The sequence below is a fragment of the Streptomyces sp. NPDC051909 genome, from assembly GCF_040681095.1.
Classification (GTDB): domain Bacteria; phylum Actinomycetota; class Actinomycetes; order Streptomycetales; family Streptomycetaceae; genus Streptomyces.
Genome location: NZ_JBFAYA010000054.1, coordinates 1 through 14,797, shown reverse-complemented (window position 1 = coordinate 14,797; position 14,797 = coordinate 1). Strand labels below are relative to the sequence as shown.

Genomic DNA, 14,797 nt, shown 5'->3' with positions numbered 1-14,797 from the left:
GTCAGGAACTTCTTGAACTCCGCTGCCCGGTGGCGGCGGTGGAGAGAGCCGATAACCTTGCCGGTGGCGACTTCGAGGGCGGCGAAGAGAGTGGTGGTGCCGGCCCGGACGTAGTCGTGGCTGCGGCGTTCGGGGACTCCGGGCACCATCGGCAGGACCGGCTGGGACCGGTCCAGGGCCTGGATCTGCGACTTCTCGTCCACGCAGAGCACCAGGGCCTTCTCAGGCGGGTCGAGGTAGAGGCCGACGACGTCGCGGACCTTGTCGATGAACAGTGGATCGGTGGACAGTTTGAACGTCTGCGACCGGTGCGGAGCCAGGGCGAACGCCCGCCGGATCCGCGAGATGGTCGACTGCGACATTCCTGTGGCCGCGGCCATCGACCTGGTCGGCCAATGGGTCGCGTTCTTCGGGGTCTCTTCAAGCGTCTTGACGATGACCCGCTCGACGTCAGCGTCGGTGATCTTCCGCGGGACACCCGGCCGCGGGTCATCGCACAAACCGTCCAGGCCGCGCTCGATAAAGCGGCGCCGCCACGTGCGGACCGTGTCCGGAGCGATCCGCAGCCGGCGGGACACCTCCATGATCGAGTGGCCCTCGGCGCACTCCAGCACGATCCGCGACCGCTGAGCCAGAGCCTGGGCCGTCGTCCGGCGCCGTAACCAGCCCTCCAACACCGCCCGCTGGGCATAGACCGCGAATCAGCCTGCAACTCAGAAGAGACCACTACGCCGGGCGGTGGTCTCTTCTGGGATCCGTCATCAGCCATCACTGTCTCGGTCCTTCGACTCCCACGGTTACAGGTGGCCCGTCGAGAGAGCCGTCACGTCGGTCAATACCTGGCGATGCGATGAAGGCGCCAGGACTGGAAATCGCTCTGACAGATGACAGTCAATGCAGCGTCCAGCGGCTCATCTGACGTGTTGCGCGGCCAGCCACTATTCCCGTATGGGTAATTTGCCCAAGAGGTCCAAGCTATCGCACCGTCCGTACGGAGGTAGGACTGGTAATTGGGGAAAATTGAAGGGTAGTAGGCAGAAAGATACTGACGTTCGACGAGGGCCAGGTTGCTGGTGTCAGTGAGGCTCGGATTTTCTTCACATTCACCGGCTTGCATTCGAGCACGTGACGTCGAGAAAGAAGTTGATGCTTGGGTGTATTTCGTCAGCCACCCTGTGCAGGTTCTGGATTTCGAATTTCGCCTGCTGCTTGGTGGCCGACCCCGAGAAGGGCTCCCACGTGGAGAGGAATCAGGTTCTCCTTGCTTTACTGCGGTTACCCGAGCTTCCTTGACGTAGGAGGCTGCCTTGGTGCAGGGAATTATCGGGAGAGTTGTCCGGTCGGGATCCAGATTGAATACCGCACTGACCTTTACAGTAACCTCTGCCGGTGCCTCGGCGGAGGCGACTGCGGGAGTCAGGAAGAGGAGTACTGCAGCAATAGCGGCAGTCATTTGGGCGCGTCTTGAAGATTCACGGAAAATCGTCACCTTTGCAGATTAGATCCAGTGCGGATCCTCCGAACCAGACGCTACCATCCTGCAGTGCGACAATATGGATCTCGTGTAGTGAGATGGCGAGCTTGACTCAGATCACCTGCAGTCACCCCTAGGCCGTGTCCGTAAAGTCGATGGCTCGTTACTCCGTTCGTGGTGCGTCGACATGAACTGACGGATGAGTCGTGGGCGTTGATCGCACCTTTGCTGGCGCCAGGCCGTATGGGTCGGCCTGTGCGGGACCGGCGCCAGGTGGTCAACAGGATCCTGTGGAAGCTGTCCACCGGGGCTGCATGGCGTGACCTGCCCGAGCGATACGGGCCGTGGAAGACGGTCTACGAACGCTTCCGGCGCTGGTCCGCCGACGGCACCTGGGACCGGCTTCTGGCCCACGTCCAGCAGCATTCCGACGCCGTCGGCGACGTCGACTGGTCGATCGTCTGCGTGGACTCGACCACGGTCCGCGCGCATCAGCATGCGGCCGGGGCCCGAAAAGGGGGCCCTGGGAAGGCGAGGCACTCGGCCGGTCACGCGGCGGGCTGACCAGCAAGATCCACCTGGCCTGTGACGGCCAGGGCCGCCCACTGGCCTTCACCCTGACCGGCGGGAACGTCAACGACTGCACCCAGTTCGAAGCGGTCATGGCCAGGATCAAGGTCGCCCGGCCGGGGCCGGGACGCCCCCGGACCCGGCCCCGGCGCGTGGTCGCGGACAAGGGCTACTCGGCCCGCAAGATCCGCGCCTACCTGCGGCAACGCGGGATCGCCTGCACGATCCCGGAGCGGATCGACCAGGTCAACGGGCGCATCCGCCGCGGTGAGACACGCTGCCGCTTCGACCAGACCTTCTACCGGCGCCGCAACGTTGTCGAACGCTGCTTCAGCCGGCTCAAGCAGAACAGAGCCTTGGCCACTCGCTACGACAAACGAGCCGCCCACTACCAAGCCATGGTCACCCTAGCCTGCCTCCGGCTCTGGCTTCCCTGACTTTCCGGACAGGACCTAGGGATCTCAGCGGGGCGGCAGAATGAGTGCTTTATGCTCGAAGTTCCTCTCACCCGGATTCTCGTCGGGAGGAGTGAGCTGGCGCATCTCGCCCGTGACTGTTGAACCTTGATGCCCGGGTGTCGGCCCGATCCCTTGCCGCTAGTCCAGTGGCCCGGTTCGGAGATACTGTCGCAGTAGCGGCAGATGCGGTCGTTAGCCGGCGGAGCGAGATACAGGCCGATGATGTCACGGACCTTGTCGATGAGGAACGGGGCGGGGGAGATCTTGAACGTCTCGGTCCGCCACGGCTGCGGGACGAAAGTGCGCCAGATCCGCAGCATGCTCGCGGGCGAGATGCCCACGGCCTTGGCCAGTTCCCGCTTGGACCAGTGGGTGCCCGCGGGAGTATCGCCTCTGGGGTGCGGACCACCGCTTCTTCCACCTGGGCGTCGGTGATGGTCCGCAGGCCCGCCGTGGCTCGTCCGCGAATCCGCCGAGACGGTCGCTCAGGAACCGTGTGCGACAGCGGCGCACGGAGAACCCGTTCCGACTTTCCTGCCGGTGCTTTCCTTCTCCACGCAGTGCCGCCCGTTGTATGCGCGCAGAGGCAGGTGGCCACACGAACGCTTCTTGGACCCCCACGAATTTGAAATGCCCTCTCCAGTCGAGGGGTCTCGACGCCGCGCGAGGAGGACCCTTATCTTGCGTGAGATTCTCATCCTCTGTCTCGCAGGCCGTCCGCGCACTCCGCCAGATGTGGTCGCCAAGCGGTGGGTGCCACGGACGAAAACGACGATCCGGCCGAACCAGCATGTGCGCGAGCGGTGAGAATCACTTCAGGCGCTAGCGACTCCAAGCGCCCTGGCAAGATCACGACGCGTGGTGACGCCGAGTTTGGTATAGGCGTGCTGGATGTGATTGTCCACAGTTCGTACGGACAAGTGCAGGCTTTGCGCTATTTCCTTGCTGGCTGTGCCATGAGCGGCCAGCAGCGCGATCTCTCGCTCCCTGCCGGTGAGGGGGGAAGCCGCTTCGGCGATGGCCAGCAGGGGAGTACGGGCATTTTCGCAGCGCGCGGCGCAGGTCTGGGAAGTGCGGTCGGCAGCGGTCGCCTGCCGGGGATGTCCTGCGCCGCGCCACGCGGCGGCTGCCGCGGCGGCCGCTTCTGCGGCGAGCAGATCGGCCCCGACGGCCTCAAGCTCAACCGCCGCGGACAGAAGCTGTTCGGGGTTGTCCGTGGCCAGAGCGGCTGCGTAATGTGCCCGCGCGGGTGCCAAGCCCCCGTCGGAGAGTGCCGCGAGTTCACGGAGGCGGCCGGCTACATCCCGGGCTGCTCCCATTCGAGCGGCATCCGTCAGCAAGAGCGCCTCAGTGCTTGCCTGATCGGCGTCGTGAGCGAAGCGTGAGGCTTCTATGAGTAGCTCCCTTGCCTCCCGCAGGCGACCGCGCCCCGCCTGCAGCCAGGCTTGCCCCAAGAGTTCTTGGCCCCGGTGGTACGCGGTAGAGGGGTACGTGGCTGCTTCGTCCATCGCCGCCTCTGCGGCGCTCGTGTCACCGAGCAGGGCAGCGCACGCGGCCAGGCCTGATAGAGCCAGTCCAACAGGCCGGGGGTCCAGGTGCTGGTGTTTACGGTGATGGGCGACACACTCGGCGTACCAGTGATGTGCTGAGGCGGGGTGGCCGGACAGCCATTCAACGAACCCCAGATGGTGGGAGAGCCAGATCCACGTGATGGGACTGTCGATTTCCGTCAGCATGTCTTTCGCGCGTAGACCGACATCCCTGGCATCCCGCAATTTCCCGGCGTCCGTGAGGACTACCACTTGTGTGATCAAGTGACCGACAGGGTGGAGGAGAAGGGCACTCTCATCAAGGGGAAGGTGGATCGCATATGCCTCTTCGGCCGCCGACACGGCCTCCGCCGTGCGCCCTGTATTCGCCAGTGCGATTGGCCGAAACATGGCGCCCAGGAGCCAGACGCTAGTCTCTGGAGTCTTAACCGGGGGGCGGGCTTTCATTTCCTCAAGTATTTCAAGGGCCTTGCGCGGTTCGTAACGAACCCGCATGTAGCCCTCATTGATGCGCAATATTCGCCGCTCTTCGGCGCCTGCAAGCTGCCTTGTAGCGGCCTCATTGAGGATCAACGCTTCCTCGACGCGTCCCTGCCAGTAAAGGTTCATGATCCGGGTGAAAAAGACCTCTAGTCGTTCTTGGTCATTCTTTGCCAGGGCGGCGGCTCTGAGGAGTACGGCGTCGGCCTCCTCTGGTTTGCCGAGCTCGAAGAGCGATTCACCCAGCAGCAACAGGGTGCGTGTGGTGTGGTCCTCATCGGGCAAGATCTCGAGGAGGCTTACAACGCGCTCATAGTCATGCACGTGACGTGCCAGATTAGCGGCCTGGACAAGCAGCGAGGAGTCCGCTTCAGCCCCGGCCCTCATGAGCCAAGTAGCGATATGCAGTACATCTTCCCGGCGCCGGGCCCCATACCTCTTTGCACGCCTGGCCTGCTCGAGCAAGAGTGCGCGGCTGCGCTGCACGGGGATCATGGTGCGCAATACTTCGCCATACAACGGGTGTGCCAGTCGAAAAGTCACGCGACGCCGTTCGACGGTGACATGGACCAGCCCGGACTCCTCCAAATCCAGCAGAACACCCTCGGCAACTACTGACTGAAGGTCAGCAGCCGATGTTGGCTCACACAATGCCAACAGCTCCAGCGCCGGCCGGGCGGCTGGCCCTGCCGCGGCCAGGCGTGCCGCGATCAGCTCGGCCATCTTGGGAGTACCCGCGGGGCGGCTGCCGGTAAGATTCCACAGATTCTTTTCACTGGCCAGGGCTCCTGAGGCCAAGGCGCCGGTGACCAGCTCCTTCAAGTACAGCACGTTCCCGCCGGAAGCGGTATGCAGTTCATGCACCGTGCGACGTCCGACAGCCCCCCCCAGTGCGGCCTGGAGCAGCTCGTTCGTCTGTTCCTGATTAAGGGTTGGCAGATCGAAGCGCCGCACCGCGTCGCCGTCGATGAGGAGGCGCACCGGGTCGCTGAGCGGTTCGCCCGAACGCATGGTGCCTATCATTCGGATCACGCCGGAATCAACAAGCTGGCGCAGCAACACGGCTGAAACAGAGTCCAGCAATTGGATATCATCAATCCACAGCATCCTCTGACGCCGGTCTGCGCTTTGCAATCCTCTGGCGACCCCCGTGAATACTTTCACGGGGTCAGATGTGTCTACGCCACTCGGCAGCAGGTGCGCGATCGCACCGAGGGGTATCGCCGCCGCCGCCGCACTGGCCGCAGCTCGACCACCATGGTAGCCAGCCGCCACAGCCTGGGCGAGGCACTCCTCGGCCAGCCGTGTCTTGCCCACACCCGCCGGGCCGGCGATCACCACTACACGGCAGCCTCTCGATGCCCATGCGGCGGCTATGTCCCTCATCTCCGCATCCCGGCCGACCAAGGGCCACATTGTCCCGAGATTTACCATGCTCACGACAACCTCCTGGCGGGCTGCTAAAACTCTTCAAGGATACCGCTGTATCGTGAGGCAGATACTGAAGCCGGGGGTGCAGGCGTTGCTGATGGCCTCCTGTCTTGCGCTTTCCCATCTTCGCTGGCCACGCGGGCTTGCGTTTTCGACCCATTCGGCGGACCGGCGGGATGTCATATTGTAATGACGGATGTATCACCCTTGCGAAGATCGTCCGCTCGGACCTGATGATCCTTGACGCCATCGGCCTGCTGTGCGTCCCCGAGGGCGCCGCCGAGGCTTCTACTGCCTGGTCGACGCCGCCTGCGAACGGTGCCGGTTGCCCTCTCCGGCAACTTCCATCCCTCCGGTTTCGATGGGACCGTGCCCCGAGACCCTCGCCACCGCGACCGTCGGCCGACTCTGCCGTCATGCCCACGTCACCGCCACTCAGGGTGACTCCTTCAGGTTCACACGGCTCTGATCCACGTCTTGTGGTCCGATCCCGGAGCGTGACGGTGCTCAGTCCGCGAGGAGGATCTGCCGACGGAAGAGGTCGAATCCGGCCCGGCCGTACCCGTCTCTTCTGATCCGCTTCACCCTGTTGACGTTGCCCTCGACCTTGCCGGACCTCCATTCCGGGGTGAATGCTCGGTTGTCGCGGAGAAGCGCCCGGAGAACGCTGGCTCGTCGGCGGGCCAGGGTGATCACGGCTTGGACGTGCCGGCGGCCTTCGCCCCGTTTCTTGAGGTATGAAGTCGCGGTTCGGTCCCTCGCTCATCTGCTGGTCCGCGCTGACAGTTAGAAGACTTTCCGCGGGCGGCGGCTGTAGCGCTTGGGCCGGTGCGGATTGCCGGTCCGGCGACCCGGGCCACGCGGGACGGGCACGAGACCGGCCGCCGGGGCCGGATGGCTCGCGTAGGTGTGGGCGGACGGATCCCCGGCGGCGACGATGAACTCGGCGCCGAATATCGGACCCATCCCCGGCGGAGACTCGATGATCGCGGCCTGGGGGCGGGTGCGGTAGGTGGCGTGGATCTGTCGGTCGACCTTGTCGAGCCGAGTGCTGGTCGAGGGCCGCCGGGTAGTACTCACGCAGGTGGGAACGGAGCCGGTTGTGGGCGCGGGTGCGGTCGGCGAGGCGCTACAGCCGGCCATCGTGTCCGGGGGCGATGCCCAGGAGGACCGCGCCGCCGCGGTGGCGCGGATGCCAACGGCAGCCCGTTCTCGTGGCACTGACATGTCCGCAGATGCCAGGGGAGAGGCCCCCAGGCGTGCTGCGGGAGGTGCGTGAGGTGCACCAGGGCGGTCCCATCGCGGACCGTCCTTGCGGTGCTCGTGGCGCCGAGGGGCACTGGGGTAGACGAGGAGCGGTCCTGGAGGAGGGGGCGGTCGGCGGCCGGGGTGGCGGCATCGTCGGCTTCCTTGGCCTGGGCGATGGTGCGGGCCAGAAGCAGTGGGCCGGGGCGCAGCCAGAGGGCGAGGACGAGTGCGGCCAGGGCGTAGGCGGCGCAGGAGAGGATGAAGGGTCCGGCGAGGTGGGGATGCCGAGTCGACGCCGCCGAGGGTGGTGGCGACCAGGACGTTGGAGACGGCGCGGGCGCTCGGTGGCCGGGGGCGGCGAGGTCGGCTCCTGCGTAGCGGGCCTGGAGGTTGGTGGCGGTGCCCGCCCCGTAGATGAACAGGGCGATGAACAGCAGGAGGGGCTTGTGGAGGACGGCGGCGGTGATGACGCCGGCGGAGCCGATCGCGCCGGTGAGGTAGCTGGTGGCGAGGCCGGGGCGGCGGCCTCTGGCCTGGGATGTGCGGCCCACGGTGATGGCGGCGAGTGCGGATCCGGCGGTGAACAGGGCGCTGGGCAGTCCGGCGAGGCTGGTCGTGCCGAGCATGTCCTGGGCAAGGAGCGCGCCGACGGTGACGCCGGCGGCGAGACCGGCGCTACTGAGGATCTGGGAGGCGACTAGGAGTGCTTGGTCAGGTCGGGGCTGGTGCGGGGATGTCGCGGTGGCAGGTGGGGCAGGCGCCGGGCCAGGTAGCGAGGAGGGTCTGGAGCTCGCGGACGACGCGGTAGAGACTCAGGCCGACGCCGTGTCTTTTGGGGCTGTGGCCAGTCGTTGCAGGGTGCAGAAGGCGTGCGCGACCGAGACGAGCGTGACGTGGTGGTGCCATCCTTTCCAGGTACGGCCTTCGAAGTGGGCCAGGCCCAGGGTCTGCTTCATCTCGCGGTAGTCGTGCTCGATGCGCCAGCGGAGCTTGGCCAGGCGGACCAGTGTGGTCAGCGGAGTGTCGGCAGGCAGGTCGGAGAGCCAGAACTGAACGGGTTCTGCCTGGTCGGCGGGCCACTCGGCCAGGAGCCAGCACTCGGGCAGTTCCGGGCCGTCGGCCGCTTGGCGGACCTCGCGGCCGGCAGGCCGGATCCGTAGGGCCGCGAACCGTGAGTACATCCGTTTGAAGCCGCTGCGGCCCGTGCCGGGCCGGGATCCTTCACGCCATTGCACCGGCTTTGCCGCCTTCCGGCCCGCCGCGATGACCAGCTGTTTCACCGACCGGGGCTTGTCGGGGTATTTCGCCGCCGGCCGGCGTCCGATGCCGGAGTACGGCTCGGTCACCGGCACGGCTTCGGCTGGCTGGGCCGAGAGGGTGGTGGAGATTCCCACGACGTAGTTGAGGCCCCGGTCCCGCAGGCCGTGCCGGAAGGCGGCCGCGTCTCCGTAACCGGCGTCCGCGATGGCCACCGGCACCTCGATGCCCCAGGAGCGGGTCTCGTCGAGCATGTCGAGTGCGAGCTGCCATTTCTCCACGTGCCCGATGTCGTCGGGAATGCCGCAGGCGGTGCGGCGGGCGACCTTGTCCGGGTCCGCCTTCACCGCCCCGGGCACCCACGTCTCGGGCAGAAACAGCCTCCAGTCCACCGCCGCCGAGGCATGATCCGAAGCCAGGTGCAGCGAGACGCCCACCTGGCAGTTGGTGACCTTGCCCGCAGTGCCGGTGTACTGCCGCGACACACACGCCGAGGCATTGCCGTCCTTGAGGAAGCCGGTGTCATCGAAGACCAGCACGGTGGGCTGGATCGCCTTCTCCATCTTCCAGGCCAGCCGGGCCCGGATGTGGGACGGATCCCACGGGCTGGTCGTCACAAAGTGGGCCAGGGCCTGCCGGTTTCCGTCCTCCCCGAGCCGGGCGGCCATCGGTTCGACCGACTTGCGCTGCCCGTCAGTGAGCAGGCCTCGCAGGTAGACCTGCCCCCACCGACGCTGGTCGTTCCTCGCGAACGGCTCGAAAACCTCCGCCGCGAAGTCCTCCAACTCGCCACGTACTGCCGCAATCTCGTCGGGAGTCATGCTCTCTCAACGCCACACCGAACCAGAAGGACACGCTCAACCACAACCGACCTGACCAAGCACTACTAGTCAACGACGGTGAACTGTGGGAACTCAGCGACGAATGGCCTGTGGGCACGCCCAAGCTGCGCGAGTTGATCGGAACCCGACTGGCTGCGGCCGGCCCGGCCAGCCGCCCCGTACTGGAACTGTTGGCCCTGTGTGAGAGAATCCCGCTCGCCGTCGCGCAGGAAACTGCCTCCCCCGAGGTGCTGGCCGCCCTCGAAGCAACTGAACTGGTCCAGCTCACCACCGACCGGCGACGTGTCACCGCGCACTTCGCCCACCCTCTGTACGGGGACGTGTTGCGCGCGGACATCCCCTACCTGCGACGCCGGACCCTGCTGTTGGCTCAGGCGGAGCGGATCCAGCATCTCGGCATGCGCCGCCGCGACGATACCCTGCGCATCGCTACCTGGCACTTGGCCGCCACAGGCACCGCGGACCTACCTTGCTGGTCCGAGCGGCCGCCCTCGCCCGGCACGCTCACGACTATTCCAAGGTCGTCACCCTCCTGAAAGCGCTCCCTGCCGAACACCACACCACCCAGACGCGTCTACTGATGGGCGAAGCTCTCTTCGAGCTCGGCGAGCCAGAGAATGCCGAAACGGTTCTCGCCGAGACCGACGCGTCGGCTGGCAATGAGCAAGACAAACTCGCCATCACCATGGTCCGGACCCTGAACCTGCTGTTCAGCCCCGCCGGCCTGGACGACGCCCTGGCAGTTAACCAGGCCGCGCGGACCCAGGTGACCACTCCCGCTGGTAGACGCGGGCTGCAGACGAACGAGGGCTACCTGCGCGTCCTGTCGGGCCAGCCCGCAGCCGGACTGGCCCTGCTGGAGGACATGGAAGTCGACGCCGACCAGGCCGCCGACGTCAACGCCTGGCTGCAGGGTGCACTGGCGAAGACCTCGGCGCTCGTGGCGGTGGGACGTACGAGCGAGGCGATGGCGTGGGCGGACCACGCCCACGCCGCTCATGTGCGCGTCAACGACCAAGCCCTGCGCCCCCACCCTGCCGCGCAGTTCAACGGAAAGGTCCTGGCACTCACCGAGGCGGGGCTGTTGTCCGAAGCGCGCGCGCTGGGCCGGCGGGCCTTCGACGAATTGGTAGCCGCCCGTGCCCCGCTGCCCCGCGTCTGGACGAGCTTCTTCCTGGCGCGTGTGGAATGGATAGCAGGCCACCCTGTCACCGCACGCAAGTGGTATGCTGAGGCGGCGGCACTTGCACGAGTGCACCGACACGTCAAAGCACGCCGCGTGGCACTGTCCGGCCTGGCGGCGTGCGCCGCACTCTTGGGTGACCTGCCGGCAGCCGCCGTCGCCCAGGCAGAACGTGCGCCCCACCCCGCCCTCGGTCTGTTCACCGGGGAGGAACGGCTCGGCGAAGCGTGGCTGCACGCGGCACACGGTGAGACCTCCCGCGCTCGCGAGGTACTCACCGAAGCCGCCGATGCCGCTGCCGCCTGCGGCTTTCTGCCCTCCGAAGCCATGCTGCTGACGGACGTAGCCCGCCTCGGCGGTGCTGCCGCCGTCGCCCCTCGCCTTGACTCAATCGCCGCCCCCTGCGACGGAGCTTTGAATGCTGCCCGCGCGCATTTCGTCTCAGCGCTGGCCGCAGGAGATCCCGACCGGCTCCTCGATGCAGCCGAGGAGCTGAGCCTGATCGGAGCCGACCTGCTCGCGGCGGAGGCGGCCACAACGGCTTCGTCGATCTGGAGACGCAAGAACGAGCCCCGGCGCGCCACCGCTGCCGCGCGTCAGGCCGAGGCATCTGGTGGCCGCTGTGAGGGTGCCAGCACCCCTTTGATGGCACCGGCCGAGGTCACCGCCGTGCTCTCGGCCCGCGAACGCGAGATTGCCCTGCTGGCCGCCGCCGGGACCGCGAGCAAGGACATAGCAGTCATCCTGCACCTGTCGGTCCGGACCGTCGGCAACCACATCCAGCACGCCTACACCAAACTTGGCATCAGCACTCGCCGCGAGCTTCGCGACGCCCTCGCGGCCGAAGCCTTACGCCCCGGCGGGGGGACTGTAAATCGTTCGGTGTAACTCTCGATCAAGGGGGATGCACCGATGACCAGCGGGGTACGTGACCGAGGCCGGCGAGGCGACTGAGCCGCAGTTGTCGAAGGCGGTGGGCGACCGGCTGATCGACGAGTTGGTGTCTCGGGGCCCAGGCCGAGGGCCGTCGGCTGACGGGCGAGGGCGGGCTGCTGCAGCGGCTGACGGAGCAGCTGCTGGAGTCCGCCCTGGAGGGCGAAAACAGCGGTCACCTCGGCTATGACTGCACATTCCCACCGTCCAGACGTGGGGGAGAACCACAGCGGTGTGCCGTCGGGACGGGCGATGACATGCACGTTCATGCCGTGCTTTCGGTTCTTCTGCGAGTAGTACGGTTCGTCGGCGGCAATGCGGTCGGTGGGGATCAGGATGCCGTCGACAATGACGAAGTCGCCCTCGCCCAGCCCGGTCAGGGCCTCGTGCAGGCCCGCGCCCACGCCGCGAGGACGTCCAAGGTCTCGTCGACGTAGCACCAGGCCGTCGCGGTCAGACGCCGAACCCGTCCGCGAGCTGGGCGAACGTCTTCGCGAACGCGGTTGCTTCGGTCGGCCCGTAGGCGTTGATCACACGTCAGCAGACACAGTACGACCCCAAGTCCTTCGCTCGACTGCGATCGGTACAGGTGGGTGGTGAGGGGCGCCTGCCCAGATCGACCCCGCCCTCCAGGGCGTCGACCTCATCTGGCAGGCGACCAACGCCTGTACCTCCTGCACCTCGACCCAGACACGGTGGACGGACATCAACGGCGCCGCTGCCACCGGCCACTGGGGATTCACCGAGGCAGGGCCTCTCAACGCCCGCTACGGCACCGTCCAGACCCTCTGGTCCGGCACGGGCCGGGAGACCATCGAACTCGGATGGGCCATCCGCGCGACCGTGGACGCCAGCTTAACGTCCTCGGCGACGGCGGACTCCGGCACCTCCGGGACCGGACAGATACGCGAGTTCGCACCGCGCTGCGACGCGATCGTCAAGGGTTCGGCGCTTGGCTGTGTGCTGCCGTACTTCACGCCGACCTATACGGTGGACACGAACCTCGGCTGGTTGAGGATCTGGTCGGCCGCAGGGTGTACTCACCGGCCTGGAGGCTCGCGGCGGCCGGTAAGTACACCGGTGCCGATGTAGCCGGCATCGCCGATGGTGCCAGGGTCGGTGATCGGGCCCGGGAGGCTTGATTCGCGCCAGGAACCCGGCCCTGGGGGTGGAGATCGCGAGCGGGTTTCCGTCCAGGGTGGCGGCCACCCGCGGATTGAAGCCGGTCTGTGGTGCTTGGCGCTGAACGGCTCGGTTCCCTGGCCGGCCCAGTCCCGGGTGGTGACGAGCCACCAGCTTGGTCAGTCGCTCCCCGTCCAACCGGCTTGTAGCCTGCCAGCTCAACGGCCCCGCCCTGTACTGCCCGCCTTGTGTGAGAACTCGTGAGGTTACCGAGCGGTTCCTTGTTCTGGATCAAGGCGGGCACCACCACTTCGCCGCCTCAGTTCCTGCTGTCGCCCGGTCGGCAGGCGACCCCATCACGCTGAAGGGGCAGCCTCGCTAGGTCCGATGATTGATGCATTCGAGGAGAGGAGGCTACCCACTCTCGGTATAGACCAGTGGCATTGGACGATACGCCAGCCCGCAGAGCTCTTCTCCATCGCCAAAGTCAGGCGCACCTCATCGTGTTCGATCCTTTTCCCGGCGACCATCCCACGGTAGTCGAGTACAAGTGAGACGCATGCCGCGAACCCATTAGCATAGAGGTTTACGTTGCAACTCTTCACGCTGATCTCGGTGTAATTCATCTCGGCCAGCTGCTGTGCGAGGGATTCCGCGAGCTCATTCCATCCGAGGAAGCGGAGGTCCTCATGTGTGCCGAAGAATGTGACGGAGTCATCGTGGGTGAAGAGATTTTGCAGTGTCGCGAAGTCGCTTCGACAATAGGATTCCAGGAGGGCGAGGGCTGTGGACTCGACCTGGTGCTTGCTCATGAATATTCCTCAGCGAGAAGTGGTTGGTGCTGGCGATTAGGCAGCACCTGTTCGCGCCCGCCGCCCAAACCCGGGAGTTTGGGCGGCGGCCTACCTGATGATTGGACAATTGTCTGGGTCGGCACGTGAAGCACGCAGCCACCGTGCCCTGGGCCGACTTTGACCGGTCCGAGGCCGGATTTAGCGCGGGCCTGGGAGGTCCTCTTGGGCCTGGAGGGTCTTCAGCCCGCGGGTCAGCGTTTTCCCTCCGAGTTCGTCTCGCTCGAGGGAGCTGACGACCTGAGTCCGGTGGCCCCGCCCCGGGGGCGTCTGCCGGGTGGCCTGCACGAGTAGCGGGTGGGGCACCGATGTCGAGGAAGGATTGGCAGCCGTCTCGGGCCGCTTGCTCCAGCGCTTGCTGGAACAGGACGGGCTGGCGCGACTCACTCCACCGGCAAGTGGGGCATCACAGCGCCCGGTCAGCAGAGCCTGACATGCGGAGTCCACAGTGACCAAGGAACAGGAACACGCGCTCTGTACGGTCATTCTGGGCTCGCCCAGATCCAGCCGGAACGATACGCGGGTCGCGGGAAGTTCTTGTCGTTGCCGATGTGCGCCGGGTACTGCATGGGGAAGGAGTCGTTCTCTTCTTGTGGTGAGGAGAGGATGTTACGCAGCGGATAACTGCTGGAGTGGGTGCTGGCGAAGGCTCCGAAGCGTCCGTCGCAGTCGGCGGGGACGGTTCCTGCCTTTTCGAGCGCCGAGTACGCGCCTTCCAGGAACGTCTGCCGTTGCGGATCGATCAGCTGTGCCTCGCTAGGCGGGATGCCGAAGAATGCGGCATCGAATCCGTCAACGCCAGGGATAGCCGCACTGAACGGCACGAAACTTGGGTCGGCTGTCACTGCTGCCGGGACCTCGGCTGCTGTCAGTTCGCGACGCCTGAAGCGGCGGACGGCGCTCACCCCGTCCAGGAGCATCGTCCAGAGTCCGGTCATGTCCCGGTCGCCGGGGTATTGACCGGCCATGCCGGAGATCGCGATGGCGTCGTGCCCGTAGGTCATCGGGCGGTCTGTCCCATCGGCGTCCGCTCTGTGGCGGCCATCAGTGCGAGGACACGTTCGGTGTACGTGCGCAGTGTCGGGCGGGCAAACAGATCTGTCATGCGGAGATTGTCGAGGTGGTAGGTAGCTGTGACCGCGCTATGAATGCGGGCTATGTGTAGCGAAGCGCCGCCAATGTCGAAGAGGCGATCGTCGGGTCCGATCGCGGAGGCCAGTGTGACTTCTTCCCAGATGCGGCGCACGGTGTCGTAGACACCTTCGGGTTCGCCGCTGGGCCCGTGGTCGGTGATGGCGGCACCCGGTGTGGGGAGTGCGGTGGTGTCGGTCTTGCCGTTGGGGGTGAGGGGGATGACGGTCAGGTGGGTGTAGGTGGTGGGGGTGGAGTGAGTGGGCA

The 14,797-nt window shown here is 66.2% G+C and carries 8 protein-coding genes and 6 pseudogenes; 4 read left to right on the top strand and 10 right to left on the bottom strand.

Annotated features, from left to right (window positions below):
• Nucleotides 1–769: pseudogene (locus tag AB0M18_RS35750) on the bottom strand (IS630 family transposase); the annotation flags it as partial.
• Nucleotides 770–1,651: 882 nt separating this feature from the next.
• Here AB0M18_RS35750 and AB0M18_RS35745 point away from each other — a divergent pair.
• Nucleotides 1,652–2,481 (top strand): annotated as a pseudogene (locus AB0M18_RS35745) (IS5 family transposase).
• Nucleotides 2,482–3,317: 836 nt separating this feature from the next.
• Here AB0M18_RS35745 and AB0M18_RS35740 read toward each other — a convergent pair.
• From AB0M18_RS35740 to AB0M18_RS35725, 4 genes and pseudogenes are all read right to left on the bottom strand, one after another.
• Nucleotides 3,318–5,948 (bottom strand): LuxR C-terminal-related transcriptional regulator, encoded by a 2,631-nt coding sequence (locus AB0M18_RS35740; protein ID WP_365765508.1) that lies wholly within the window; start codon nucleotides 5,946–5,948, stop codon nucleotides 3,318–3,320.
• A 645-nt stretch (nucleotides 5,949–6,593) separates the two neighbouring features.
• Nucleotides 6,594–7,010, bottom strand: a pseudogene (locus tag AB0M18_RS35735) (transposase); the annotation flags it as partial.
• A gap of 332 nt (nucleotides 7,011–7,342) precedes the next feature.
• A pseudogene (locus AB0M18_RS35730) lies at nucleotides 7,343–7,915 on the bottom strand (MFS transporter); the annotation flags it as partial.
• Nucleotides 7,916–8,023: 108 nt separating this feature from the next.
• On the bottom strand, nucleotides 8,024–9,289 hold the full coding sequence (locus AB0M18_RS35725; protein ID WP_365765506.1) for an IS701 family transposase: 1,266 nt from the start codon (nucleotides 9,287–9,289) through the stop codon (nucleotides 8,024–8,026).
• Between the two features lie 110 nt (nucleotides 9,290–9,399).
• Between AB0M18_RS35725 and AB0M18_RS35720 the strand changes: the two genes are divergently transcribed.
• The 3 genes and pseudogenes from AB0M18_RS35720 to AB0M18_RS35710 all read left to right on the top strand — a co-directional run.
• Nucleotides 9,400–9,846 carry a hypothetical protein gene (locus AB0M18_RS35720; protein ID WP_365765504.1) on the top strand — a complete coding sequence of 149 codons (447 nt, stop codon included), beginning with the start codon at nucleotides 9,400–9,402 and terminating at the stop codon, nucleotides 9,844–9,846.
• Nucleotides 9,780–11,381: a helix-turn-helix transcriptional regulator gene (locus AB0M18_RS35715; RefSeq protein WP_365765502.1), complete on the top strand. Its 1,602-nt coding sequence runs from the start codon at nucleotides 9,780–9,782 to the stop codon at nucleotides 11,379–11,381. The genes AB0M18_RS35720 and AB0M18_RS35715 overlap by 67 nt, the downstream gene beginning before the upstream one ends.
• Nucleotides 11,382–11,454: 73 nt before the next feature.
• Nucleotides 11,455–11,617 (top strand): annotated as a pseudogene (locus AB0M18_RS35710) (IS256 family transposase); the annotation flags it as partial.
• Between the two features lie 27 nt (nucleotides 11,618–11,644).
• On the opposite strand, the pseudogene AB0M18_RS35705 reads toward AB0M18_RS35710, so the two are convergent.
• The 5 genes and pseudogenes from AB0M18_RS35705 to AB0M18_RS35685 all read right to left on the bottom strand — a co-directional run.
• A pseudogene (locus AB0M18_RS35705) lies at nucleotides 11,645–11,918 on the bottom strand (IS5/IS1182 family transposase); the annotation flags it as partial.
• A gap of 986 nt (nucleotides 11,919–12,904) precedes the next feature.
• On the bottom strand, nucleotides 12,905–13,360 hold the full coding sequence (locus AB0M18_RS35700) for a nuclear transport factor 2 family protein (protein WP_365765500.1): 456 nt from the start codon (nucleotides 13,358–13,360) through the stop codon (nucleotides 12,905–12,907).
• A 180-nt stretch (nucleotides 13,361–13,540) separates the two neighbouring features.
• Complete coding sequence (locus AB0M18_RS35695; protein ID WP_365765498.1) at nucleotides 13,541–13,885, bottom strand: beta-ketoacyl synthase N-terminal-like domain-containing protein; 345 nt, start codon at nucleotides 13,883–13,885, stop codon at nucleotides 13,541–13,543.
• Entirely contained in the window at nucleotides 13,882–14,403 is a 522-nt protein-coding gene (locus AB0M18_RS35690; RefSeq protein WP_365765496.1) for a beta-ketoacyl synthase N-terminal-like domain-containing protein, read from the bottom strand. Before AB0M18_RS35690 ends, AB0M18_RS35695 begins: the two co-directional genes overlap by 4 nt.
• Nucleotides 14,400–14,797, bottom strand: a 398-nt coding sequence (locus AB0M18_RS35685; protein WP_365765494.1) for a phosphopantetheine-binding protein, incomplete at its 5' end; no start/stop codon positions are given. The genes AB0M18_RS35690 and AB0M18_RS35685, both read right to left, overlap by 4 nt.

Coding starts and splice junctions, on each gene's coding strand:
- AB0M18_RS35690 (WP_365765496.1), bottom strand. CDS start 14,403: ATGACCTACGGGCACGACGCCATCGCGATCTCCGGCATGGCCGGTCAA.
- AB0M18_RS35695 (WP_365765498.1), bottom strand. CDS start 13,885: ATGACCGTACAGAGCGCGTGTTCCTGTTCCTTGGTCACTGTGGACTCC.
- AB0M18_RS35725 (WP_365765506.1), bottom strand. CDS start 9,289: ATGACTCCCGACGAGATTGCGGCAGTACGTGGCGAGTTGGAGGACTTC.
- AB0M18_RS35740 (WP_365765508.1), bottom strand. CDS start 5,948: ATGTGGCCCTTGGTCGGCCGGGATGCGGAGATGAGGGACATAGCCGCC.
- AB0M18_RS35700 (WP_365765500.1), bottom strand. CDS start 13,360: ATGAGCAAGCACCAGGTCGAGTCCACAGCCCTCGCCCTCCTGGAATCC.